Origin of the sequence: Azospirillum doebereinerae, assembly GCF_003989665.1 — a bacterium.
Taxonomy (GTDB): domain Bacteria; phylum Pseudomonadota; class Alphaproteobacteria; order Azospirillales; family Azospirillaceae; genus Azospirillum; species Azospirillum doebereinerae.
On record NZ_RZIJ01000008.1, the window covers coordinates 72,697 to 95,954 of the forward strand.

The 23,258-nt window shown below is 70.7% G+C and carries 27 protein-coding genes; 5 read left to right on the forward strand and 22 right to left on the reverse strand.

The annotated features are described in order from the left end of the window. Positions 1-142: 142 nt before the first annotated feature. From EJ913_RS11990 to EJ913_RS12050, 13 genes are all read right to left on the reverse strand, one after another. The gene (locus EJ913_RS11990; protein ID WP_126998079.1) at positions 143-697 is read right to left on the reverse strand and encodes a HupE/UreJ family protein; all 555 of its coding nucleotides are present in this window, start codon (positions 695-697) and stop codon (positions 143-145) included. 38 nt (positions 698-735) lie between these two features. Further along, entirely contained in the window at positions 736-1,797 is a 1,062-nt protein-coding gene (hypE, locus tag EJ913_RS11995) for a hydrogenase expression/formation protein HypE (RefSeq protein ID WP_126998081.1), read from the reverse strand. Then, the gene (hypD, locus tag EJ913_RS12000) at positions 1,794-2,927 is read right to left on the reverse strand and encodes a hydrogenase formation protein HypD (protein WP_238521323.1); all 1,134 of its coding nucleotides are present in this window, start codon (positions 2,925-2,927) and stop codon (positions 1,794-1,796) included. Before hypD ends, hypE begins: the two co-directional genes overlap by 4 nt. Positions 2,928-3,114: 187 nt before the next feature. After that, complete coding sequence (gene hypC, locus EJ913_RS12005; protein WP_126998083.1) at positions 3,115-3,393, reverse strand: HypC/HybG/HupF family hydrogenase formation chaperone; 279 nt, start codon at positions 3,391-3,393, stop codon at positions 3,115-3,117. 45 nt (positions 3,394-3,438) lie between these two features. Then, on the reverse strand, positions 3,439-4,923 hold the full coding sequence (locus tag EJ913_RS12010) for a sigma-54-dependent transcriptional regulator (protein ID WP_126998085.1): 1,485 nt from the start codon (positions 4,921-4,923) through the stop codon (positions 3,439-3,441). A 5-nt stretch (positions 4,924-4,928) separates the two neighbouring features. Then, entirely contained in the window at positions 4,929-5,909 is a 981-nt protein-coding gene (hypB, locus tag EJ913_RS12015) for a hydrogenase nickel incorporation protein HypB (protein ID WP_126998087.1), read from the reverse strand. Then, positions 5,909-6,250: a hydrogenase maturation nickel metallochaperone HypA gene (gene hypA, locus EJ913_RS12020; RefSeq protein ID WP_126998089.1), complete on the reverse strand. Its 342-nt coding sequence runs from the start codon at positions 6,248-6,250 to the stop codon at positions 5,909-5,911. The genes hypB and hypA overlap by 1 nt, the downstream gene beginning before the upstream one ends. Continuing rightward, a complete protein-coding gene (gene hybE / locus EJ913_RS12025; protein ID WP_126998091.1) occupies positions 6,243-7,112 on the reverse strand; it encodes a [NiFe]-hydrogenase assembly chaperone HybE in 870 nt (289 codons plus the stop codon). Before hybE ends, hypA begins: the two co-directional genes overlap by 8 nt. Further along, positions 7,109-7,981 carry a hydrogenase expression/formation protein gene (locus EJ913_RS12030; protein ID WP_126998093.1) on the reverse strand — a complete coding sequence of 291 codons (873 nt, stop codon included), beginning with the start codon at positions 7,979-7,981 and terminating at the stop codon, positions 7,109-7,111. Before EJ913_RS12030 ends, hybE begins: the two co-directional genes overlap by 4 nt. A 13-nt stretch (positions 7,982-7,994) precedes the next feature. Further along, positions 7,995-8,435, reverse strand: a complete 441-nt coding sequence (locus EJ913_RS12035; RefSeq protein WP_126998095.1) for a thioredoxin domain-containing protein — start codon at positions 8,433-8,435, stop codon at positions 7,995-7,997. A gap of 6 nt (positions 8,436-8,441) precedes the next feature. Further along, positions 8,442-8,765, reverse strand: coding sequence for a HypC/HybG/HupF family hydrogenase formation chaperone (locus EJ913_RS12040; protein WP_126998097.1), 324 nt, complete (start codon positions 8,763-8,765; stop codon positions 8,442-8,444). An 11-nt stretch (positions 8,766-8,776) separates the two neighbouring features. Further along, positions 8,777-9,397 (reverse strand): HyaD/HybD family hydrogenase maturation endopeptidase, encoded by a 621-nt coding sequence (locus EJ913_RS12045; protein WP_126998099.1) that lies wholly within the window; start codon positions 9,395-9,397, stop codon positions 8,777-8,779. 357 nt (positions 9,398-9,754) lie between these two features. After that, a complete protein-coding gene (locus EJ913_RS12050) occupies positions 9,755-10,576 on the reverse strand; it encodes a lysophospholipid acyltransferase family protein (RefSeq protein ID WP_126998101.1) in 822 nt (273 codons plus the stop codon). Between the two features lie 132 nt (positions 10,577-10,708). Here EJ913_RS12050 and ftsE point away from each other — a divergent pair, with 132 nt between their 5' ends. From ftsE to EJ913_RS12065, 3 genes are read left to right on the forward strand one after another with little or no spacing between them, the layout of a single operon-like run. Beyond that, entirely contained in the window at positions 10,709-11,389 is a 681-nt protein-coding gene (ftsE, locus tag EJ913_RS12055) for a cell division ATP-binding protein FtsE (RefSeq protein ID WP_126998103.1), read from the forward strand. A 3-nt stretch (positions 11,390-11,392) separates the two neighbouring features. Beyond that, a complete protein-coding gene (locus tag EJ913_RS12060; RefSeq protein ID WP_126998105.1) occupies positions 11,393-12,289 on the forward strand; it encodes a cell division protein FtsX in 897 nt (298 codons plus the stop codon). Then, positions 12,286-12,897: a YdcF family protein gene (locus EJ913_RS12065; protein WP_280531376.1), complete on the forward strand. Its 612-nt coding sequence runs from the start codon at positions 12,286-12,288 to the stop codon at positions 12,895-12,897. Before EJ913_RS12060 ends, EJ913_RS12065 begins: the two co-directional genes overlap by 4 nt. A 10-nt stretch (positions 12,898-12,907) precedes the next feature. On the opposite strand, the gene EJ913_RS12070 is transcribed toward EJ913_RS12065, so the two are convergent. From EJ913_RS12070 to hisG, 9 genes are all read right to left on the reverse strand, one after another. Beyond that, on the reverse strand, positions 12,908-14,104 hold the full coding sequence (locus tag EJ913_RS12070; protein ID WP_126998107.1) for a ribonuclease E/G: 1,197 nt from the start codon (positions 14,102-14,104) through the stop codon (positions 12,908-12,910). Continuing rightward, a complete protein-coding gene (locus EJ913_RS12075; RefSeq protein WP_126998109.1) occupies positions 14,101-14,703 on the reverse strand; it encodes a Maf family protein in 603 nt (200 codons plus the stop codon). The genes EJ913_RS12070 and EJ913_RS12075 overlap by 4 nt, the downstream gene beginning before the upstream one ends. A 28-nt stretch (positions 14,704-14,731) precedes the next feature. Further along, entirely contained in the window at positions 14,732-14,950 is a 219-nt protein-coding gene (gene infA / locus EJ913_RS12080) for a translation initiation factor IF-1 (protein ID WP_126998111.1), read from the reverse strand. A 112-nt stretch (positions 14,951-15,062) separates the two neighbouring features. Beyond that, a complete protein-coding gene (locus EJ913_RS12085; protein WP_238521313.1) occupies positions 15,063-16,121 on the reverse strand; it encodes a lysozyme family protein in 1,059 nt (352 codons plus the stop codon). A gap of 72 nt (positions 16,122-16,193) precedes the next feature. Continuing rightward, entirely contained in the window at positions 16,194-18,506 is a 2,313-nt protein-coding gene (locus EJ913_RS12090; RefSeq protein ID WP_126998113.1) for a hybrid sensor histidine kinase/response regulator, read from the reverse strand. A 189-nt stretch (positions 18,507-18,695) separates the two neighbouring features. Then, positions 18,696-19,169 (reverse strand): arsenate-mycothiol transferase ArsC, encoded by a 474-nt coding sequence (locus EJ913_RS12095; RefSeq protein ID WP_238521312.1) that lies wholly within the window; start codon positions 19,167-19,169, stop codon positions 18,696-18,698. A 16-nt stretch (positions 19,170-19,185) separates the two neighbouring features. Continuing rightward, complete coding sequence (locus EJ913_RS12100; protein WP_126998115.1) at positions 19,186-19,668, reverse strand: UPF0262 family protein; 483 nt, start codon at positions 19,666-19,668, stop codon at positions 19,186-19,188. Next, entirely contained in the window at positions 19,665-20,990 is a 1,326-nt protein-coding gene (hisD, locus tag EJ913_RS12105) for a histidinol dehydrogenase (RefSeq protein ID WP_126998117.1), read from the reverse strand. Before hisD ends, EJ913_RS12100 begins: the two co-directional genes overlap by 4 nt. Beyond that, positions 20,974-21,696, reverse strand: coding sequence for an ATP phosphoribosyltransferase (gene hisG / locus EJ913_RS12110; RefSeq protein WP_425321110.1), 723 nt, complete (start codon positions 21,694-21,696; stop codon positions 20,974-20,976). The genes hisD and hisG overlap by 17 nt, the downstream gene beginning before the upstream one ends. A gap of 499 nt (positions 21,697-22,195) precedes the next feature. On the opposite strand from hisG, the gene EJ913_RS12115 reads away from it, so the two are divergent. Together EJ913_RS12115 and EJ913_RS12120 are read left to right on the forward strand one after the other, a co-directional pair. After that, the gene (locus tag EJ913_RS12115) at positions 22,196-22,399 is read left to right on the forward strand and encodes a hypothetical protein (RefSeq protein WP_126998119.1); all 204 of its coding nucleotides are present in this window, start codon (positions 22,196-22,198) and stop codon (positions 22,397-22,399) included. A gap of 66 nt (positions 22,400-22,465) precedes the next feature. Next, positions 22,466-23,248, forward strand: a complete 783-nt coding sequence (locus EJ913_RS12120) for a MetQ/NlpA family ABC transporter substrate-binding protein (protein WP_126998121.1) — start codon at positions 22,466-22,468, stop codon at positions 23,246-23,248. The last annotated feature ends 10 nt before the right edge of the window (positions 23,249-23,258 follow it).

Here is a 23,258-nt window from a genome sequence, read left to right on the forward strand (position 1 = left end):
GTTTTTTTGGGGTGTTCCCGCTACTGGTGTAAAGCTGACGCTGTTCACCGTGTGTGTCGTATGAACTGCGATGGTCGGCCATCATAGCCGACCATCGCAGTCCCTTTCTCAACTCGCGGCATCCTTCTTCCCAAACACCCCGTCAGCCCAACCGCCGCACCTCTTCCCCCCGCCCCAGCAGCCGGTGAAGCGCCAATCCCACCCCCAGCCCAACCGCGTGCAGCCCAACCGTGGACAGCACGAAGCCCAGGGCGTAGCCCAGCGCCGAGGCGTCGGCCGGCATCTCGGCGCCGTGGGCGAAGCCGTGGAAGACGCCGAACCAGCCGGCGAAGACCGCGCCGATCCACAGGTTGCGCGACATCGGCATGACGCACAGCAGGACCAGCACCACGACCGAGGCGTAGATCATCGGCTCGACCAGCGGCAGCGACACCCCGAACAGGGCCAGCAGCCCGCCCGCCAGCATCGCGGCCACGAAGCTCGCCGGCACGGCGAACAGGGCGCGGCCACCGATGGTGGCGCCGTAGACGCCGACGGTGACCATGGCGATCAGATGGTCCAGCCCGGTCAGCGGGTGCTCGGCGCCGTCGAGGAAGCCCGCCGTGGCGAGGTGGCCGGGATGGGCCAAAGCGGGCAGGGCGATGGCCGACAGGGCGGCGGCAACGGCCAGGGTGCGGGTGGCGGTCGGGGTGTTCATGACAGGCACGTCCTCGGGTTCTGGAAGTTTCTTGTGGGTCAGCAGATGCGGGGCAGCGGGTCGCCGACCAGCATGTCGACGATGCGGGTGCCGCCGAAGGGGGTGTCCATGACGACGCGGCCGGGCCGCTCGGCGGTGGCGGTGCCGATGGCGGCGGCAAGGACGCCCAGCGGGTGGGCGCGCAGCGCGGCCAGCGCGGCGTCGGCCTGCTCGGGCGGCACCACCGCGACCGCCACGCCCTCGTTGCCGAGGTAGAGCGGGTCGAGGCCCAGCAGGTCGCAGAAGCCGCGCACCTCCGGCCGGATCGGGATGGCGGATTCGGCGACGCGGACTCCGATGTTGGACGCCTCGGCCATCTCGTTCAGCACGGCGGCCAGCCCGCCGCGCGTCGCGTCGCGGATCAGCCTTGTGCCGGGGGCGGCGTCGAGCAGCGCGCCGATCAGCCCGTTCAGCGGCGCGCAGTCGCTCGCCACCGGGGCGGAGACCGCCAGCTCGCCGCGCGCCGCCATGATCGCCGCGCCGTGGTCGCCGAGCGGGCCGTTGATCAGCACCACGTCGCCCGGCCGGGCGCGGGCGATGCCGAGGTCCAGCCCCGTGCGGATGACGCCGACTCCGCTGGTGGTGATGAACAGCTTGTCGCAGGCGCCGCGCGCCACGACCTTGGTGTCGCCGGTGACGACGCGCACCCCGGCTTCCCGCGCGGTCCGCGCGATGGAGGCGGCGATGCGGCGGAGCGTGGCGACGGCCATGCCCTCCTCGATCACCACGGCGCAGGACAGCGCCACCGGCACCGCCCCGCCGACCGCGAGGTCGTTGACCGTGCCGCAGACCGCCAGCTTGCCGATGTCGCCGCCGGCGAACTCCAGCGGATCGACGACGAAGCTGTCGGTGGTGAAGGCCAGCCGGTCGCCGCGCGCCATCAGTTCGGCCAGGGAGAGGCGGGCCTGGTCCTCCAGCGGCTGGCCCTCCTCATGGACTGCAAAGGCGGAGACGAAGACGTCCTCGACCAGATCGCGCATGGCGCTGCCGCCGCCGCCATGGGCGAGCGTCACGGTCTCGTGCCGGACCCTTCGGGGAGGACGGAGGGGAAGGACCGTCATGCCGCACCTTTCCGCAGGCCGCCATACTGGTGATGGGCGGCGCAGGCGCCCTCGGAGGAGACCATCAGCGCGCCGACCGGGGTTTCCGGCGTGCAGGCGCCGCCGAACAACCCGCATTGCCAGGGCTTGATGCCACCCTTCAGCACGTCGCCGCAGCGGCAGCCGTCCGGGTCGGCGACGGTCGGGCTGCGCACCGCGAAGCGCCGCTCGGCGTCGAAGCGGGCGTAGCGGTCGCGGATGGCGACGCCGGACTCATCGATGCTGCCAAGGCCCCGCCATTCGAAGAAGGCGCGGGTCTCGAAGACCTCGGCGATGGCGGCCTGGGCCTGCGGGTTGCCGTCCTCCGGGACGATGCGGCCGTACTGGTTCTCGATCAGGGCGACGCCGCGCCCGATCTGGTCGAGCAGCATCCAGACCGATTGCAGCACGTCCAGCGGCTCGAACCCGGCCACCACCAGCGGGCGGTCGTAACGCTCGGCGATGAAGCGGTAGGGGCGCAGGCCGATCACCATGCTGACATGGCCGGGGCCGATGAAGCCGTCCACCGCCATGCCCGGCGAATCCAGCACCGCCTTGATCGTCGGGGTGATGGTGATGTGGTTGCAGAACAGCGAGAAGTTGGCGATCCCTTCGCGCTCGGCCCGCAGGACGGTCAGGGCGGTGGACGGCATGGTGGTCTCGAAGCCCAGCCCGAAGAACACCACCTCGCGGTCCGGGTTGCGCCGGGCCAGGGTCAGCGCGTCGAGCGGCGAATAGACCATGCGGATGTCCGCCCCGTCGGCCTTGGCCTGGAGCAGCGACTTGCGCGAGCCCGGCACCCGCATGGCGTCGCCGAAGGTGGCGAGGATGACGCGCGGGTCCTCGGCGATGGCGACGCAGTCGTCGATGCGGCCCATCGGCAGCACGCAGACCGGGCAGCCGGGGCCGTGCAGGAACTCCATCCCCGGCGGCATGACTCCGGCGAGGCCGTGGCGGAAGATCGCGTGGGTGTGGCCGCCGCAGACCTCCATCAGGCGGATCGGGGCGCGCTCGGTGGCGCCCAGCGCGTGGAGCTTCTCGCCGATGCGGGCCAGCAGGCGCTGCCCGGTGTCGCGGTCGTGGAAGGGGGTGGTCATGGGGGTGGCGGTCATCGAAGCGGCCTCCTTGGTCCCTCTCCCGCCCCGGGAGAGGGAAGGGGCCCATGCAGAGCATGGGAAGGGTGAGGGGCTACAGGGCGTGGTACGGACTCCATGTTCCGATAGCCCCTCACCCTCCCCGCCTTCGGCGGGTCCCCTCCCTCTCCCGGGGCGGGAGAGGGCGATGCGTGCGTGAAAGCCATCACTCCACCTCCGTCGCGAAGGCGGCGAGTTCGGCGTCGGCTTCGCCGATCTCGGCCAGAATGGCCAGGGTCGCCTTGGCCTCGTCCTCGTCGATCAGGCTCATGGCGAAGCCGACATGGACCAGCGTCCAGCGGCCCAGCAGATCCTCCAGCGGCGCGCCCGGTTCGGCGACGCAGGTCACGTCCACGTCGCGGCGGACGCCCGACACGTCCACCGTCGCCAGCAGGGCGTCCGCGTCGGCGATGGCGACGATGCGGCCCGGTATGCCCAGACACATCGGTTGGCTCCCTTCTTCAAAAAACACCCGATCGATGACGCCCGGTCAGTGACGCTGGGTCATCGGTCCGCGTTCGATCCCGTAGCGCTCCAACTTGGCGCGCAAGCCCATGCGCGACAGGCCCAGCTCGTCCGCCGCCCGGCTCTTGTTCCAGCGGCAACGCACCAGCGTTTCCAGCAGGATGCCGGCCTCGATCCGCTCGATGCGGGTCTTCAGCGGGCCGCCCTGGGACAGCGCTTCCACCGTCGCGGCGTTGAGGTCGGGCTGCGCCCGCGCGTTCATCGCGGCGCCGCGCAGCACATGCTCGGACAGCAGCTCCGCCCCCAGCCGGTCGCCCTCGCACAGCACCAGCATGCGCATGATCTCGTTCTGCAACTCCCGCACGTTGCCGGGCCAAGCGTAGCCCTCCAGGCAGGCCAGGGTTTCCGGCGCGAAGCCCGCGACCGGCTTGCCATGGGCGGCGCCCAGCCGCGCCAGCAGGTGGCGGGCCAGCACCGGGATGTCGGCGGGGCGGTCGCGCAGCGGCGGCATGGTCAGCGTCAGGGTGCTGAGACGGTAATAGAGATCCTCGCGGAACCGCCCGGCCTTCACGGCGGCGGGCAGGTCGCGGTGGGTGGCGGCCAGCACGCGGACGTCCACATTGCGGACCTCGTTGGAGCCGACCGGCCGGATCTCGCCCTCCTGGAGGAAGCGCAGCAGCTTGACCTGGAAGGCGGGGGAGATGTCGCCGATCTCGTCCAGGAACACCGTGCCGCCGTCCGCCTGCTCCAGCAGGCCGATCCGGCTGGTGTGGGCGCCGGTGAAGGCGCCCTTCTTGTGGCCGAACAGCTCGGATTCCAGCAGGTCGTCGGGGATGGCGCCGCAGTTCTCGGCGTAGAAGGGGCGGTCGCCGCGCGGGCTGCCGTAATGGATGGCGCGGGCCAGCAGCTCCTTGCCGGTGCCGGTCTCGCCCAGCACCAGCACCGGCACATTGAATCCCGCGACCTGCGCGCCCTTGCGGCAGATCGCGTCCACCGGGCTGCCGGGCGCGCGGACCAGCGTGTCGAAGCGGTATTCCTGCCGCACCCGCTCGCGCCGGGTGACGAGGCGGCTCTCGGCCACCGGGGTCAGCAGCTTGAGTTCGCCCGACAGGCGGTCGTGCTCGCGCTGAAGCTGATACAGCTTGGCGGCGTTGCGGGCGGTCAGCAGCAGGTGGTCGGGGTGCCAGGGCTTGGTGATGAACTGGTGGATGCCGGCGGTGTTCACCGCGCCGATGATGTCCTCGGGGTCGATGTAGCCGGTGATGACGATGCGCACCACCTCGGGCCAGCGCTGGCGCACCTGGGTCAGGAACTCGACCCCGCTGACCTCCGGCATGCGCTGGTCCGAGAAAACCGTCTGGATCCACTCGGTCTCCAGGATGCGGATGGCGTCCGCGGCCGACAGCGCGGTGTGGACCTCGAAATCCTCGTCGAGGACGCGGGCGATCACCTCGACCGAACGCGGCTCGTCGTCGACCACCAGGATGCCGGGGCGGGCGGGCGCGGCCATCGGCGTCAACCGGAGACGGCGCTGCGCAGGGCCGAGGCGCGGGCCTCGGCCTGGGCGGCGAGCGCGGTCAGGGCGGCGCGGCGCTCCGCCTCCAGCCAGCCGAGCCACGCCGCCATGCCGTCGCCGCTGCGGGCCGACACGTCGAGCACCGTGGCGGCGGGGTTGACGCGGGCCAGCGCCCGGTCGATGGCGGCGCGGTCCACGTCCAGATGCGGCGCCAGATCGGCCTTGGTCACCAGCACGAGGTCGGCGGTGGCGAAGATGTCGGGGTATTTCAGGGGCTTGTCCTCCCCCTCCGTCAGCGACAGCAGGACCACGCGCTTGGCCTCGCCGAGGTCGAAGGCGGCGGGGCAGACGAGGTTCCCGACGTTCTCGACGAACAGCACGCCGCCGTCCAGAGCGGGCAGGCTTTCCAGCGCGTGGCCGACCATGTGGGCGTCGAGGTGGCAGCCCTTGCCGGTGTTGATCTGGACGGCCGGGGCGCCGGTGGCGCGGATGCGCTCGGCGTCGTTGGAGGTCTGCTGGTCGCCCTCGATCACCGCCACCGGCCAGCGCCCGGCCAACGCCGTCAGCGTCGCGACCAGCAAGGTGGTCTTGCCGGCGCCGGGGCTGGACAGCAGGTTGACCGCGAACACCCCGTCGCGCCCGAAGCGCGCCCGGTTGGCGGCGGCGTAGCCGTCGTTCTTCGACAGGATGCCGCGCTCGATCTCGATCATGCGGGTCTGCGTCAGGCCCGGCGCGTGCGCGCGGGCCGGGCCGGCGCCGTAGTCGAGCAGGCCGGGGGCGGCGTGGTGGTGGTCGCCGTGGCCGTGATCGCCGTGGTCGTGGCTGTGGGAATGGCCGCCGTGGCCGTGAGGATGGTCGTGCCCATGGTCATGATCGTGTGTATGATCGTGCCCATGGCCGTGATCGTGCCCATGGCCGTGCCCATGCTGGTGATCCTCGCCACCGACCGTGGCACCCGAACAGCCGCAGACCGTGCACATCACTCGACCTCCAAATCTTTGATCGTCATCTCGGTCCCGCCGCTGGGCTGGATCCGGTCGCCGCCGCAGGATGGGCAGGAGGCCAGCCGGTGGTCCAGCGACACCGTTTCGTTGCAGGTGAAGCACCAGCCCCGGCCCGGTACCTCCTGGATCACCAGCTCCGCCCCCTCGGCCAGCGAGCCGCGCGTCACCACGTCGAAGCCGAAGCGCAACGCCTCGATCTCCACCCCGGCGAAGCGGCCGATCTCCAGCCGGACCCGGCGCACGCGGGTGAAGGCGTTGGCCCGGCCGGACTCCTCCATCGCCAGCAGCAGGCTTTCGCAGAGCGCCATCTCATGCATCGGGCGCGTCCCGCTCCGTGGCGCCCATGCCCAGCAGCAGGGCGCGCCGCGACGGGCGCGGCGGCTCCGGTGCGGGGGCCGGTTCCACGGTTTCCACCGCCTCGGGCGGCGGGGCCAGTTCGGCCTCGCGCAGGCGGCGGATCTCGGCGCTGCGGGTGCCGTCCTCGCGGTTGGCGGGGTCGAACAGGGCGACCAGGGCCGCCGACGCGGTTTCCGTCGCGTGCAGCATGGTGGTGAACTCGAACATCGGCGAGAACAGCGAGCACGCCTTGTAAGGGCCGACGTCCTTGCGCAGCGCGTGGACGTATTCGTAGCGGCCGGAGGGGAACTCCACCAGTTCCTTGGCGCCGGGGATCAAGCCCGACCAGTCGTCCTCCGCGCCCGGCAGCAGCACGAGGTTCAGGAACCACGGCGTCACCAGCGCGCCCAGCCAGCGGCCCTCCCAGGCGCGGAAGCCGACCGCCTTGACCGCCAGCGCGTCGTTGACGATGGGGACGCCGCGCATCTGCGCGGTGTGGATCTCGCGGAAGGCGCGCTCCAGCCTCCGGATGGTTTCGACCGGCAGGCCGGGCGGCGCGGCCGGCGGTATGGCGACGGGACGCGCGGGAGTGTCGGGCGCCGGATCGGCTCCCACATCCAGCGTCATGAACTGGTCGCGGGCGCCGTCGCAGACCGGGCAGCGCCAATCGTCCGGCAGGGCCGCGAAGGCGGTTCCGGCGGGGACCTGCCACAGCTCGCAGCCCTCGGCCGGGTCGTAGACGTGCCAGCAGATCTTGCATTCCATCCGCGCCGTCGCGGAGATGCGCGAGGCGTCGCCGAGGTAGGAGCCCTCGAACCGGCCCGGCACGGCGAAGGCGGTCATGGCGCGTCTCCGCCGATGGCGTCGAGGATCTCGGCCAGCCGTTCGGCGCTGTCGGCGATGTCCTCCGCCGCCGCGCAGACCACGGCGGGGACAAGGGTGACCTCCACCGTGTTCAGGATCAGCGTGTCGACCGAGTTGTAGTAGCGCACCCACCAGACGTTGGGCGTCGCCGTGGCGGTGACCCGGCAGTTGCCGTAGCCGCGCGACAGGATGGTGGTCGCGCCCACCCCCAGCCGGGCCTCGACGAAGGCGAGATCCTCCGGTGTGTGGGGGAGGAGGCTGAAGTTCACCGCGTGGACGGCGTCGCCGCGCGTCCAGCCGGCGCTGCGGTCCAGCAGCTCCGTCAGGATCGGCAGGCCGTTCATCAGGCCCTCCGGCAACCGGGCGGGCGTTTCGGCGGCGGGCGGCGCGGCCGGAAAGGCGCGGGTCAGGGCCACGCGCGGGAAGGCGCCGACCAGCACGGTCTCGCGCGGGGCGTCGTCGCCCGCCTCGTAGGAGCGGACCCGCCACACCCCGGCCAGAGTCGCCTCCTGGATTTCCAGCCGGTCGGCGGCGCGCTCGACCCGCACGGCGACCTCGCCCTCGCCCAGAGCCTCGTCGATCAGCGACAGGGCGGGGGCGTCGAGCCGGTCCACTGGAATGCGGATCTCCTCGCCCTCGGTCCAGCCGGCCAGCGCCGTCCGCACCCGCTCCAGCAGCGCGCGGGCGGCGGCGGCGCGGGCGGGGTCGGCGATCTCCGGCAGGTGGTGGTCGTAGGTCCGCATGCCCGACGGCATGGGAAGATAGGCCAAGCCCTCCTCGTCGGCCTCGGGCTGGCTGCCGGGGCCGAAGCCGACCGGCGGGCGGGTCATGCCGAACATCGGGTCCATGGGCGCGCGGTCCTTACTGCAAGCGGCTGGCGGGGGCTTCGGGGCCGATCAGGATCGCGGCGATGCGCTCCAGGTAATCGGTCCAGTCGCGCACGCGGGGGATGCTGCCCAGCACGGAGTCGCCGCGCAGGAAAAGCAGGGCCGGCAGGCTCATCATACCGGCGCGGGCCAGCAGCGCCTGTTCGGCGGCCGGGCCGGCGACGGCGGGCTTGAGGTGGGGCGACAGGACGCGCACCAGCTCCGGCAGGATCACCGCGACGTCGGCGGTCTCGCCGTTACCCTTGCCATGGCCGGGGAGGAAGACGACCCAGGTGTCGCTGTCGCCGCGCCAGGGCTGGTCGTCGGCGCCGTCGAGCCGGGGGTAGCCATGGGTGTCGGTCAGTTGGTCCACCAGCGGCGGCAGCGGGAAGCTGGGCTTGGCCGGCTTGGCGGCGGGCGGAAGATCGTCGGTCATGCGGCGTCAGCCCTCGGAGCGTCCGGCGGCGCGGGCCGCCTCCAGATGGGGGGGAAGGGTGGGCGTGCGGCCGGTCAGGTCGGCGAAGGCGTCGTCGTCCCGCTCGCCCCGCAGCGCGGCGGTCATCGCCGACAGCGCGTCGTTCAGCAGCGCCGCCTCGTCGGGGTCGAGCCGGCGGCGCGCGGCGCCGAGGAAGGTCAGCACCCAGTCGCCGGGCACAGCCTCCGGCAGCAAGGACAGGTCGATGATGGTGGGGGAGCCCGACCCGTCGTCGCAGGTCGCCGCGATGCCGTCCACCGTCCGGATCCGCAGGGGAATGCCGATGCACATGGCGGAAGCCCCTAACCGGCGAGGTGGACGGCCAGCACGCGGGCGTCGCCGACGCGGCAGGCGTCCTGCGCGCTCGGGCGCCCGCTCTCGTAGGCGTGGCGGGTGATCGCGGCGGTGGAGAGCGTCGCTTCGGCCGTCCGGGGCTCGCCTTCGACGCCGAACTCGTCGCGCAGGACGCGCCGGATGTCGGCGAGGGTCGGCGCCACCTGGGCGGCGACGGTGGCGGTCAGGCCGCCGCCGTAATCCTTCAGGTTCTCCGGCTGGACGCCGAACAGGATCAGCCGGGCGGGGCAGCGGTCGAGCAGCATGGCGCTGGCCAGCACCTCCTGGAAGCCGGTCTGGTGCAGGCTCATCTTCTTGGCGCCGAGGAAGGCCGGCACGTCGTCGTCGCGGATCTCGCGCCGACTGCCGGGGGCCAGGCCGTAGTCGATGGCGTCCACCACGATCAGGACGTCCGCCTCCTCCAGATGGGGCAGCAGGTAGAGACCCTGGGTGCCGCCGTCCATCAGCGTGACGTTGGGCGGGAAGGACCATTCCTCCGCCAGGCGCTCCACCGCGCGGACGCCGAAGCCCTCGTCGGCCCACAGGATGTTGCCAATGCCCAGCACTAGGATGCGGTCGTCTTGGACCATGCCTGTCTCCCCTTCCTCGTCATGCGCGGCGCCGTGCCGTCGACGCTTTCCTTTTCAAAGGGCGTGCCAGGAATAAGACCTTTGGTAAGCGTATGAAATGTCAGGGAAAATTTTGCGACATGATTTGTTCGGGAAGCGATTGTGGATATCAACATTGCAGCGCGCCGGCAAATTGGCAAGTTACTTGCCAGTTTGGCCGGGGGCTTGCCGCTCCATGGCACGGGCATGGCCGAGGGATTGCCAGTTTTCGGCTAGCAAGTTGCAGGGATGTGCGCGGTGGCGGCCGGGGTGGAGACCGTCAGGTCGGGAGAAAACGCGGGGTTGCTGCCGATGCTTGCCGGTCGCCGTGGGTCCCCCTCACCCAACCCTCTCCCCGGGGGGGAGAGGGCTTGTGGGCGCAGGGGCGACGGTGGCGGGCGCCGGAACGGCGGCAACGGGATCGGCCACCGGCTTGAGCGTCGCCGGGCCGCCGGCGGCGGTCACCAAGCGGTCGCTGGCGGCTTCCAGGCGGTCTTCCAGCTCGCGCATCGCGTCCGCGCGCGGGAGACCCGGCGGGATCGGCGGCAGGAACTCGACCACGATGGTGCCGGGACGCTTGAGGAAGCTCTGGCGCGGCCAGTAGACCCCGGCGTTCAGCGCCATCGGCACGATGGGAATCTTCAGGCTCTCGTAGAGCACGCCGACGCCGATCCGGTAGGGCTTGTAGGTGCCGGGCGCGACCCGCGTGCCCTGCGGGAAGATCACGATGGGGCGGCCCTCGTCGCGCACCGGGCGGGAGTTGCGGATCAGCGACTTGATCGCCGCGCCGCCGGCCCCCCGGTCGACCGGGATCATCTTGGCCTTCGCCGCGTACCAGCCCCAGATCGGGATCCACATCAGCTCGCGCTTCAGGATGATCGCCGGGTCGTCCACCAACAGGTGGAGCTTCATCGTCTCCCACGCCGACTGGTGCTTGGCCGCCAGCAGGAAGGAGCCCGCGGGCAGGTTCTCCCGCCCGCGAACCTCGTAGGTGATGCCGGCGAGCACCCGTTCCAGCCAGCCGACGCTGCGCAGATACCAGATGACGACGGCGACCATTTGTGGGCGCGGCAGCAGCAGCATCCACAGCAGGGCGAAACACATCAGCGCGGTCCACACATGGAACGCGATGTTGAAGGCGAGGGACCGGAGCCAGATCATGGCCGGCAACTTGTCAGGATTCGTCGGGCTTCTCAAGAGCGGTCGCGTGTCGCGGGTGTCGCCTGTGGACTCCGGGCCGCGCCCCGGTGCATTGTCGGTTGCCGTTGCTGAGGGCCAGGCTTTGGTGGGACCGTGATCCGTTTCGAAAACGTCGGACTGCGCTACGGCACCGAATCGGAGGTGCTGCGCGACATCAGCTTCACGCTTCAACCCGGCTCCTTCCATTTCATGACGGGGGCGAGCGGGGCGGGGAAATCGTCGCTGCTCAAGCTGATGTATCTGGCGCACCGCCCCTCGCGCGGCCTGATCACCCTGTTCGGCCGCGACATGGCGCGGGTCACCCGCGCCGAGCTGCCGGAGATGCGCCGCCAGATCGGCGTCGTCTTTCAGGATTTCGCGCTGCTCGACCACCTGTCGGCGCTCGACAACGTCGGGCTGCCGCTGCGCATGGGCGGCACGCCCGACGCCGACGCGGTCGCCCATTGCACCGAGATCCTGCGTTGGGTGGGGCTGGGAAACCACCTGCACGCCAAGCCATCGACCCTGTCGGGCGGGCAGCAGCAGCGCGTCGCCATCGCCCGATCGGTCATCAACCGGCCGCGCCTGCTGCTGGCCGACGAGCCGACCGGCAACGTCGACGACGGCATCGGCATGCGGCTGCTCTATCTGTTCGAGGAACTGCACAAGCTGGGCACCACCGTCGTCATTGCCACCCACAACGAGGCGTTGATCCGCCGCTTCGACCACCCGCGCCTGCACCTCGACAACGGGCGGCTGCACGTCATGCCGGCCCGCAACGCGAAGTGGGGCTAGGGCATGGCGCTGTTCTTCGGGGGGCGGCCCTCCGACCTGCCGCTGGCGCGGGATCCGTCCTCGCGCTTCCTCGCCTGGATCACGGCGCTGATGGTGTTCCTGGCGGCGCTGGCGCTGGCCGGGGCGATGGTGGTGTCCGACATGGCGCGGCGCTGGGACAGCGGGCTGGCCGGCGGGCTGACGGTGCAGATCGCGCCGTTGCCGGGCGCCGCCGGCGCGCCGCCGCTCGACGAACGGGTCGAGGCGGCGCTGACCGTGCTGCGCTCCGCCCCTGGCGTGAAGTCGGCGACCGCGCTGACCGCGTCGGACACCGCGCGGCTGCTGGAGCCCTGGCTGGGGCCGGAGGCGGCGGACCCGCTGCTGCCGATGCCGCGCCTGATCGACGTCGCCACCGACGGGCCGGTCGACGTGGCCGGGCTGACGCTGCGGCTGAAATCGGCGGCGCCCGGCGCGACGTTGGACGACCATGCGGTCTGGCTGGCCGATCTCCGCGCCTTCACCGGCGCCGTCCATCTGGCGGCGCTGGGCGTGGTGGCGCTGATCGGCGGGGCTGGGGTGATGTCGGTGGTGTTCTCGGTGCGGACCGGGCTGGCGATCCACCGGAACGTGGTGGAGTTGCTGCATCTGATGGGGGCGACCGACCGCTACGTCTCGCGGCAGTTCGAGACGCATGTGGCGGGGTTGAGCTTGCGCGGTGGCTTGGCCGGGCTGGCGCTGGCGGTGGCGGTGCTGGGGGGAATCCTGCACGTCTCCAGCGGGCTGCGCGCCAGCCTGCTGCCCGACCTGACGCTGGCGCCCTGGCAGTGGGCGGCGCTGGGGCTGGTGCCGATGGCGGCGGTGCTGCTGGCGATGGCGACGGCGCGCTGGACGGTGCTGCGCACGCTGGGGTCGCTGCCGTGACGCGGGTTATCGGCCGGCTGCTGGTGGCGGCGCTGCTGGTGGCGGTGGCCTGGGGGCTGGGGCTGGTCTGGTTCGCCGCCGGGGTGCCGCGCGTCGGTCCCAACCCGGCCGACCCGGTGGCGAACCGGGCGACCGACGCCATCGTCGTGCTGACCGGCGGCAGCAACCGCCTGGGCACCGGTCTGGAACTGCTGGCCGCCGGGCGGGCGCGCAAGCTGTTCGTCTCGGGCGTCTACGACGGGGTCGATGTGCAGGAGCTGCTGAAGCTGTCCCGCCGCGCGCCGACGGAGATGGAGTGCTGCATCGCGCTGGGCTATTCCGCCGACAGCACCATCGGCAACGCCTACGAGACCGCGGACTGGATGCGCGACCAGGGGTTCCGCTCGCTGCGGGTGGTGACCGCCAACTACCACATCCGCCGCAGCCTGCTGGAGCTGGGCATGGCGATGCCGGAGGTGGAACTGGTGCCGCACCCGGTGGTGGCGCCCACGGTGCATCTGGCCGACTGGTGGAAATGGCCGGGCACCGCCAACCTGCTGGTCAACGAATACAACAAGCTGCTGTTGGCCTACGGGCGCTACCTGATCTATCTGGCGGTGGAGCGCTGAGCGGCTCTGGTCAGGGACGATGGGCCACGCGCAGCAGGGCCGAGAGCGGCGAGCCCCGGCGGGCGCGGGTGACCTCGACCAGCCCCAGCTTGGACATGCCGTAGACCTGGGTCTGCACCGGATCGGACTCGACCGCCTCGGTCAGGGCGTTCAGGACGCGCTCGGCATCGCTCCGCGCGCGCATGTTGACGAAATCGACCACGACGATCCCGCCGACGTTGCGCAGGCGCAGCTGCCGGGCGATCTCCGCCGCCGCTTCGAGGTTGACCTCAAGCGGGTTGCCGCGCTCCCCGGCGTTCACGTCGACGACGGTCAGCGCCTCGGTCGGCTCGATCACCAGCGACCCGCCACGGGGCAGGGCAACCCGCGTGCCGAGCAATTCGGCGATGGCGCCGTCGAGGTCGCGCAGGTCGAAGAGGCGGCGCGGGTCCTTGTGCTGCTCGATCAGCGGCAGCAGGTCGGGCGTCCGGTCGGCGCACCACGCGGACAGGGGCTTGGCGAGGTCCGGACCGTCCACGAGGATGCGGGCCGGGACGGTGCCGCCCAGCTCGGTCAGGAGCCGGGCCGTCGCATCGGCGCCGGAATACAGCAGGGACGGCACCGGCGCGCTGGCGGCGGCGTCGCGGATGCCGCGCCACGCCAGATGCAGGGCTTCGGATTCGGCGGCCAGCCGGTCGTCGCCGGCTTGGGCCGCGCCCGCCCGGACGATCCAGCCGGAGCCGGTGACGAGGCTTTGAATCCGCTTGGTCAACTCGGCCCGCGCCGGACCGGCGCCCAAGCGCTTGGACACCGCGATGTCGCGGCCGAAGGGGGCGTGGATCAGGAAGCGGCCGGGCAGGGTCACGTCCATCGTCAGGGAGGGACCCTTGGCGCCGACCGGGTCGGCCTTCACCTGGACGAGGACGGGCTGGCCGGTTCGCAGCAGGGTGCCGATCCGGTCGTTGCCCTGTTTGGGCTTTCCGTCCGCGCGCCGCACGTCGGCGGCGGCCAGGAAGCCGGACAGGCCCTCGCCGAGATCGACGAAGGCCGCGTCCATGGCGGTGACGATCCGCTCGACCCGGCCCAGGAACATCCGGCCGAGCAGCGAGGGGTGGTCGGCGTGGTCGATGTGGAGGTCGGTCAGGCGCCCGTCGCTCACCACCGCCGCCCGCGTCAGCGGGCCGTCGCGGTCGATGAGGATTTCGATGAGGGGGCCGGCCCCGCTCACGACGGAGGGAAGCCGGAACCGTGCAGCAGCCCGGCCACCTCGTGCAGCGGCAGGCCGACCACGTTGCTGTAGGAGCCGCCGATCCAGCGGATCAGGGCGGCGGCCCGGCCCTGGATGGCGTAACCGCCGGCCTTGCCCCGCCATTCGCCCGAGGCGAGGTAATCCCGCGTCTCCGGATCGGACAGGGCCTTGAAGGTCACGTCGGTGCGGACCAGACGCTCCAGGCGGCGGTGGCCGCCCTCGGCGTCGGGGACCAGAAGGACCACGCCGCCGTACACCCGGTGCCGTCGGCCCGACAGCAGGGCCAGGCATTTCCGCGCCTCGCCGTCCTGTTCGGCCTTGGGCAGGATTCGGCGGCCGCAGGCCACCACGGTGTCGGCGGCGAGGATCCAGGAATCGGGATGCCGCGCGGCGACGCAGGCCGCCTTTTCCCCGGCAAGGCGCAAGGCGTGCTGGGGCGGCAATTCGCGCGGCAGTGGAGTTTCGTCGAGATCGGCCGGATCCACCGCGTCGGGCACGATGCCGATCTGGCGCAACAGGTCGAGCCGGCGGGGCGAGGCCGAAGCCAGGACCAGCCGGGGCGCCTTGGGCATGCTCATCACGCGGGACGGCGTCGTCGGGTGGGAATTACTTGAACCGGAAGGTGATCCGGCCCTTGGTCAGGTCGTACGGCGTCATCTCAACGTTGACGCGGTCGCCCGCCAGAACCCGGATCCGGTTCTTGCGCATTTTCCCGGAGGTGTGCGCGAGGACCTCGTGATCGTTGTCGAGCTTGACCCGGAACATCGCGTTCGGAAGCAATTCGACGACGGACCCCGAGAACTCGATCAGATCTTCTTTTGCCATATGACCTTTAGTCCGTGCGTAAAGTTTCGCGGCAATAACTGGCCTTCCGAAGCCGCCGGGTCAAGGGGGATTCCCATTCCCGGTGCGTTCGGTCGCAGCTTTGCGATGCGGGTCAGCCCTGCGCGTTCGCCGGATCGTTGTCGGCCGGGTCACCGGATTGCTCGTCGGACACACCCACCGTGCGGAACGGGCTGAGCGGCGATTGGTTCCCGCCGTCCAGCCTTTGCAACGGTTCCGAGGCCTTCGAGATGGCGGCGAACATCTCCCTCTGGTCGATTTCCATGCGCCGGGTCAGCCGCGCCACCGTCTCTCCGGCGCCCAGCGCCCGGCCCGACGCGCGGTCGTGAAACAGATTGTGGTTTGCCTTGGCGGCGCTCGGCAGCAGCTCCGCCGCGACGGTCTGGGGGGCCGATTCGGCGGCGCGGATCAGTTTCGCGGCCCCGCCGACGCCCATGACGTAAGCGATTCGGCTTTCGGATTCGCTGGCCGGACGGCCCAGCCGCTTCTCCAGCCGCTCCCGGCCCTCCGACAGGTAGCGGGCGGCCATGCCGGCCGACACGTCCACGTCGTGGCGCAGGTCGAGGATCTTCCGGCGCACCGCCGGGTCCTTGACCGAGGAGACGCCGCCCTTGCTCTGGATCTGGCTGGCCAGTTCGCCCTGGCCGTAGGCGGCGCCGTGGCGGCGGAACAGGTCGAGCCACGTGCTCTCCAGGAACTGGAAGGGGCCGGCGGCGGAACTGTTGGAATTCTTCGCGGCGGTGTTCAGGCCGCTTTCCTGGGTCGCCTGCGCCAGGATGGCGGTGAAGCTGTGGCCCGACAGCCCGGCGACCTGCTGGGAGGCCAGCGTGACCCGCGCGGCGGTGGGGTTGTCGGCGGTCGCAAGGGCGGTGGCGCGCCCCATCCTGCCCTGCGGCGCGGCCTGGGGCGCGGACGGCTTGCGGTCGGGCAGCGGCACCAGCGTGCCGTCGGCGAGCTGCATCGGCGGCTCGGGCTTGGCGTCGGGCACGCCCGGCGCCTTCTGCCCGTTGGCGAGGCGGCCGCGCGGCAGGGGTTGCGACCGCGCCATGACGTCGAGAAAGGACGCGTCGTCGCCATCGGCGGCCGGGTTGGCCGGGGGCGGATCGGGCTTCCGCTCCGGAATGGGGGCGAGGGGGGGCTGCGCAACCTTCATGAACCACCGGGCACGATCGACACAGCGGCCACCCGACGGCGGCCGCGGACGGACCAGTATAGCACCGACTCGTCAGCCGTGGGTGAGGAAGTGCGAGTCCGACGGCGGGTCGATCTCCAGAACCGCGTCCTGGTTCAGCGGAGTCGCCCAGTGGGCGATGGCGGCCAGCAGTTTCGCCTTGTCCAGGGGCTTGGGCAGATGGGCGTTCATGCCCGCTTGCAGGCAGCGCTCGACCTCCACCGCCAGCACGCCGGCCGACAAGGCCAGGATCGGCACGCGGGCGGCGGGGCCGGGCAGGGCGCGGATGGCGCGGGCGGCCTCCAGCCCGTCCATCACCGGCATCTGCACGTCCATCAGCACGATGTCGTAGATGGTCTCCTGCACCGCCACGACGGCGGCGGCGCCGTCCTCCACCGCATCGACCCGGTGCCCGGCCTTGGTCAGCATGGTCACCGCGAGGTCGCGGTTCATCGCCAGATCCTCGGCCAGCAGCACGCGGACGCCGGGGCCGCTCGGCTCGATCCGGGAGGGGGCGGCGCTTTCCGGCTGGATCGCGGCGCTGCCGGCGGGCAGCAGCGGCAACGCGAACCAGAAGCTGCTGCCGGCGCCCGCCACGCTCTCCACCCCGATCTCGCCCCCCATCAGCTCCACCAGCCGTCGGCAGATCGCCAGCCCCAGACCGGTGCCGCCGCGCCCGCGATCCACCTGGCTGAAGCGCTGGAACAGGTCGGCCTGACGCTCCGCCGGGATGCCGATGCCGGTGTCGGTCACGGTGAAGGTGCAGCGCCGGCAGCCCTGGCCGTTGTCCGCCGCCTTCACGCTGAGCCGGACGGAGCCGCGGTCGGTGAACTTCACCGCGTTGCCCAGCAGGTTCAGCAGGATCTGCCGCACCCGGTCCGGGTCGCCCATGACGAAGCCGCGCGCCGTCGTGGAAATGGTGGTCTGCAACTCCAGACCCTTCTGCTCGGCGGTCAGGCGGACGATGGCGACGCAGCGGTCGGCCAGATCGTCGAGCCGGAACGGCACGCTGACCAGATCCACCCGCTCGGCCTCCAGCTTGGAGAGGTCCAGCACGTCGTTGATGACGGTCAGCAGCGACCGCCCGGCCTCGCGCACCTGCGAGGCGTAGCGGCGCTGCTCGGCGGTCAGCGGGGTCTCCAGCAGCATCTCCGCGAATCCGATCACCCCGTTCATGGGCGTGCGAATCTCATGGCTCATGGTCGCCAGGAACTCCTCCTTGGCGCGGCTGCCGGCCCGCGCCTCCTCCATCGCGCCGCGCAGCTCCTGCTCGCGCTGTTGCAGGCGGCGGGACATGTCGTTGAAGGCGTGGGAGACGATGGCGAACTCATGGGGGGCGCGGTCGGCCTCGATGACGGTGCCGCCGCCGCCGGCCCCGATCCGCTTGGCGGCGCCCGACAGCTCCCAGACCCAGCGCAGCACCGAGGCGCGCAGCAGCGCCCACAGCGCGGCGACGCTGACCAGACCGGCGGCGCCCAGCAGCCCCAGCCCCTGGAGCAGGTCGCGCCGCGCCTCGCTCATGATCGGCTCGGTCGGCATGCCGACGGCGAAGATGGTGCCGGTCTCGGGCGAATGCTGGAAGGCCCACAGCCGGTTCCGCCCATCGGCGCTGACCCCGTCGATCGTGCCGTTGCGCTGCGTCAGCATCTGCCGGATGTAGGGCTGGTCGGCGATGTTGCGGTTCAGCCAGCCCTCGGGGTCCGGCTGGCGGGCGACGATGACGCCGTCGCGGTCGAGCACCAGGACGCGCGCGTCGGGCTGTTTGAGCACCTTCACGAGGTCGGTCAGCCAGGTCAGGTCCACGGCGACGCCGATCACGCGCCGGACCACGCCGTTCTCCATGATCGGGGCGGCGACGATGATCAGCGGCTTGAGCGAGCGCTTGCCGATGATGAAGTCGCTGACCACCGGACCTTTGGTGTCGAGGGCGCGCTGGAAATACTCGCGCTCGTGCAGGCTGATGCCGCCGCCGGGCCCGCTGGTGTCGCAGATGATCCGGCCCTCGGCGTCGGTCAGCCAGACGCCGGTGGTCCAGCGGTGCTGGCGCGGCATCGGGGCCAGGGTGGCGACGCAGGAATCGGTGTCCGCGAAGGTCGCGTCGCGCAGCGCCGGCACCAGCGACAGCACGCCCAGCAGGTTCCGCGCCTCGCCGATCAGGTCGCGCTGCCGCTCCGTTCCGTCCTCGGCCAGATGGACCGCCAGTTCGCGGGCGGCGTCGAGGCGGTCTTCGAGCTGCTGGTCGAACAGGTACAGCGCGCCCAGCAGCGGCAGGGCCAGCGACGCCAACACGACGCCCATCAGGCGCACGCGCAGGCTGCGCGGGTTGGCGGCGCGGAGCAGGCGGGACAGCGGACCGGCGGCGGGCATGGTCAGGCGGCTCTCCGTCGCGGCGGGTTGGTGGAACGGCGTCAGGCCGGCCTTGAATTCGGGCCGACCTTAGGATGCGGCATGTCGCGCCTCCATGACACAGCTCAATAGCACCGGGAACGCCGTTCTGGAAACCGGCCGGGCGCAATGGGTTGAAAATGTCCCAAGGCGCCGCGCCGGTCGCGCGTGTCAGATGGAGGGGCCGCGCGACAGCGGGAAGCGTTGCTTCAGTTTCACGAGCAGGCTGTCCCGGACCTGCCGGTAGGCGTCCAGCATCGCGTCGCGCGACCCGTCGACCAGGGTCGGGTCGAAGGTGTTCCAGAACTCCACGTCGCAGGCCATGGTGCGCGTCATCTCGATGGCGCGGTGCTGGGCCTCGGGCGACAGCGAGACGATCAGGTCGAAGTTGGTGTCTTCCAGATCCTCGAAGGTGCGGCAGCGGTGCTTGGACAGGTCGATGCCCATCTCCTCCATCACCGCGACGGCGAAGGGGTCGACCTCGTCCCCCTCGCGCACGCCGACCGAATCGACGTAGACGCGCGAGCCGTGGAAATGCCGCATCATCGCCGCCGCCATCGGCGAACGGATCATGTTGTAGGTGCAGGCGAACAGCACGCTGGTGACCGGAAGGGTCTGGAAGGCCGGGGCCATCGGCATGACCATGCGCCGTCCGCCCCCCTCAGCCGCGAATGTGGAGAACGCAGATCAGGGTGAACAGCCGGCGCGCGGTCTGGAGATCCATGTCGATCTTGCCGGCCAGCCGTTCCCGCAGCATCTCCGACCCCTCGTTGTGCAGGCCGCGCCGGCCCATGTCGATGGCCTCGATCTGCGACGGCGTCGAGCGCTTGATCGCCGCGTAGTAGCTTTCGCAGATCAGGAAATAGTCCTTCACGATCGACCGGAAGCCGGTGACCGGAAGGGCGATCTTGTCCAACTCGCTGTCGTCCTCGCGCCGAAGGTCCAGCAGCAGCCGGTTGTCCTCGATGGACAGGTGGAGGTGGAAGGGGCCGGCGTCCGGGTGGTCGCAGGGGCAGAACTCGTTGTCTTCCAGCAGGTCGAAGATGGCGACGGCGCGCTCGTGCTCGACCTCCGGTTTGCGGCGGACGACGGTGCGCTCGTCGAGCGCGACGTGGGTGATGCGGCGGTTGCTTTTCGCGGTCACGCCCGCCCTCCCTTGGGTAAGTGGTCTCCGCCGGGCAGGCGCAGGGCCACCGACAGGGCGTGGGCATCCAGCCCCTCGGCGCGGGCCAGCGTCACCGCCGCCGGGCCGATGGCGCGCAGGCTGTCGGCGTCGCAGCCGACGAAGGTCGTCCGCTTCATGAAGTCCAGCACGTTGAGCCCCGACGAGAAGCGCGCGCTGCGCGCCGTCGGCAGCACGTGGTTCGGCCCGGCGACGTAATCGCCGATGGCTTCGGGCGTGTAGCGGCCGAGGAAGATGGCTCCGGCGTTGCGGATTTTCGCCGCCAGCGCGTCGGGGTCGGCGACGGCCAGCTCCAGATGCTCGGGCGCCAGCCGGTCGACCAGTGCGGGGGCGTCGGCCGACAGATCGCCCACCAGGACGATGGCGCCGTGCTTGCGCCAGCTCTCACCGGCGATGGCGGTTCGCGGCAGGGTTTCCAGATGCTTGTCCACGGCGGCGGCCACCGCGTCGGCGAAATCGGCGTCGTCGGTGATCAGGATAGACTGGGCGGACGTGTCGTGCTCGGCCTGCGAGAGCAGGTCCATGGCGATCCAGGCCGGGTCGTTCGCGGCGTCGGCGACCACCAGGATCTCCGAGGGGCCGGCGATGCTGTCGATGCCGACCAGCCCGTAGACCTGCCGCTTGGCGGCGGCGACGAAGGCGTTGCCGGGGCCGACGATCTTGTCCACCGGGCGGATCGTCGCCGTGCCGTGGGCCAGCGCCGCGACCGCCTGGGCGCCGCCGACGCGGTACAGCTCGGTGATGCCGCAGCGCTTGGCGGCGGCCAGAACCAGCGGGTTGATGACCCCGTCCGGCGTCGGCACCACCATGACGATGCGCTCCACGCCCGCGACCTTGGCGGGCAGGGCGTTCATCAGCACCGAGGACGGGTAGGAGGCGGTGCCGCCCGGCACGTAGAGCCCGACCGCGCCCACCGGCGTCCAGCGGGCGCCCAGCCGCACGCCCTGGGCGTCGCGGTAGTCCACCACTTCCGGCACCTGCCGGCGGTGGAAGTCCTCGATCCGCGCGGCGGCGAGGTCGAGCGCCTCCAGCGTTTCAGGGCTGCACTTGGCGGTGGCGGCGTCGATTTCCTCCGGCGCGATCCGCAGGGTCTCGGGCGTCAGCGTCTGGCGGTCCCAGCGGGCGGTGAAGTCGATCAGCGCCGCGTCGCCGCGCGCCTTGACCTCCCCGATCACCCCGGCGACCAGCGTCTGCACGTCCTCGCTGGCCTCGCGCTTGGCGTGGAGCAGCTTTTCGAAGTCGTCCGCGAAGCCGGCGTCCCGGATGTCAAGCCTGACGGGCATCGGTCGCCTCCCGCATGCGGTCGATCCACTGTGAAATCTCGTCCGGCCGCGTCTTGAAGGCGGCGCGGTTGACGATGAGGCGCGAGGTCACGTCGGCGATGTGCTCCACCTCGACCAGCCCGTTGGCCTTCAGCGTCGAGCCGGTGGAGACCAGATCGACGATGCGGCGGCACAGGCCCAGCGTCGGCGCCAGCTCCATCGCGCCGTTCAGCTTGACGCATTCGGCCTGGACTCCGCGCGCGGCGAAATGCCGCTTGGTCACCTCGGGGTATTTTGTCGCGACGCGGACGTGGCTCCACCGCGACGGATCGTCGCTCTCCCCCAGTTCCACCGGCTCGGCGACCGACAGGCGGCATTTGCCGATGCCCAGATCGAGCGGCGCGTAGATCTCGGGGTAGTCGAACTCCATCAGCACGTCGTTGCCGGCGACGCCCAGATGCGCCGCGCCGAAGGCGACGAAGGTCGCCACGTCGAAGGAGCGGACGCGGATGATGCTGAGATTCGGCACGTTGGTGGCAAAGCGCAGAAGACGGCTGTTGTCGTCGTCGAAGGCCGGCTCGGGCTCGATCCCGGCGTGCGACAGCAGCGGGCGCAGTTCCTTCAGGATCCGGCCCTTGGGCAAGGCCAGCACCAACTGGTCATCGGCCGGTGTTGGGGCCGGGGCCGAATTCGCCGGAGTCCCCGGTGCGCTGGTATCGGCGGACAAAACACTCTCCTCGGGTGAACCGCAGACGGGATAGATAGCACATTCCACGCGCGCGTCACCTCTGTGGTGAGGGTGGCGCTTTTCCGCCCTGGAAAGTGGATAAAAAACAAGATTTTTTTGTTTAATATCACATTCCACACTTTCCACGAAAAAAGCACGTTGACACTATCCCGACCTATCGAATAGATAAGTGTCATCGGACGCCCGATGGCGGGCTCCCGCGGCAATTTGAACCCAGCAGCTTGCGCCGCGTCACCAAACGCTAAAGCGCCACGATACCGGTCGTGGACCTGATGAAGGAGAGACCGGAATGACCCAGCGAATCGACGCCCCTCCCGATCTCCGGCACTCCTGTCGCCGCTCTCCCGTCCGAATGTGTCGCCGCTGAACCCCAGCGCCGTTCCCATCGCCGACCGCAGAGAGACATCGCCCGCGCCGCTGACCCCATGACTCAGAAGAGCATGAGCGGATCGCCGTGGGCCGAGAGGAGTGTTTTTCCATGTCCCACGCCAACACCGCCTACGCCATCGAAGTCCAGGGTCGCTCCGCCGGCATCGTCGTCGCCGAGCGCGGCGGCTTCACCTTCTTCGTGTCCGACTGGGCGTTCCGCGACCTCGACCGCCGGACCTTCCGCAACGTCGGGCAGGCCCAGCGCGCCGCGCACCAGCATTACAGCCGGCTGCCCGACACCCGCCGCCGCTGAATCCCGGTTTTCACCGATCCACACGATCCGCTATACCATCCCCAAGAAGAACGAAGGACGTCTGCCGTGAAGCGTTTCCTGACGTCGGTGGTCCTGGCCGCCGGGCTTTTCTCCGCCGCCACCGCCGCTTTCGCCGACCCGCTGAAGCTCGGCGTCTCCGCCGGCCCCTACGGCGAGATCCTCGAATTCACCTCCAAGCTCGCCGCCAAGGAAGGCATCGAGGCCAAGGTGATCGAGTTCACCGACTGGAACATGCTGAACGCGGCGCTCCAGGACGGCAGCATCGACGCCAACAACTTCCAGCACCAGCCCTTCCTGGACAACCAGATCAAGCAGCGCAACTACGACATCGTGTCAGTCGCCAAGAGCGTCGTCGTGCCCATGGGCATCTACGCCAAGAAGGTCCAGAAGCTCGACGAGCTGAAGTCCGGCGCCACCGTGTCGATCCCCAACGACCCGACCAACGCCGCCCGCGCGCTGTTCCTGCTGGCCAAGGCCGGGCTGATCGGCCTGAAGCCGGACGCCGGCATCTCCACCACCATCGCCGACATCGCCAGCAACCCGAAGAACGTCAAGTTCGTCGAGCTGGACGCCGCCCAGCTGCCGCGCTCGCTGGACGACGTGGACGCCTCGGTCATCACGCTGAACTACGCCGTGCTCGCCGGGCTGGAGCCGACCAAGGCCCTGGTGCTGGAGGACGACCAGTCGAAATGGCACTTGGTCTGGGCCGTCCGCAAGGACCGCGCCGAGGATCCGGCGATCAAGCGCTTCATCGCGCTGTATCGTTCGCCCGAAGTGCGGCAGTTTATCCAGACGCGCTTCAACGGCACCATCATCCCGACGTGGTAATGGGGCTGGG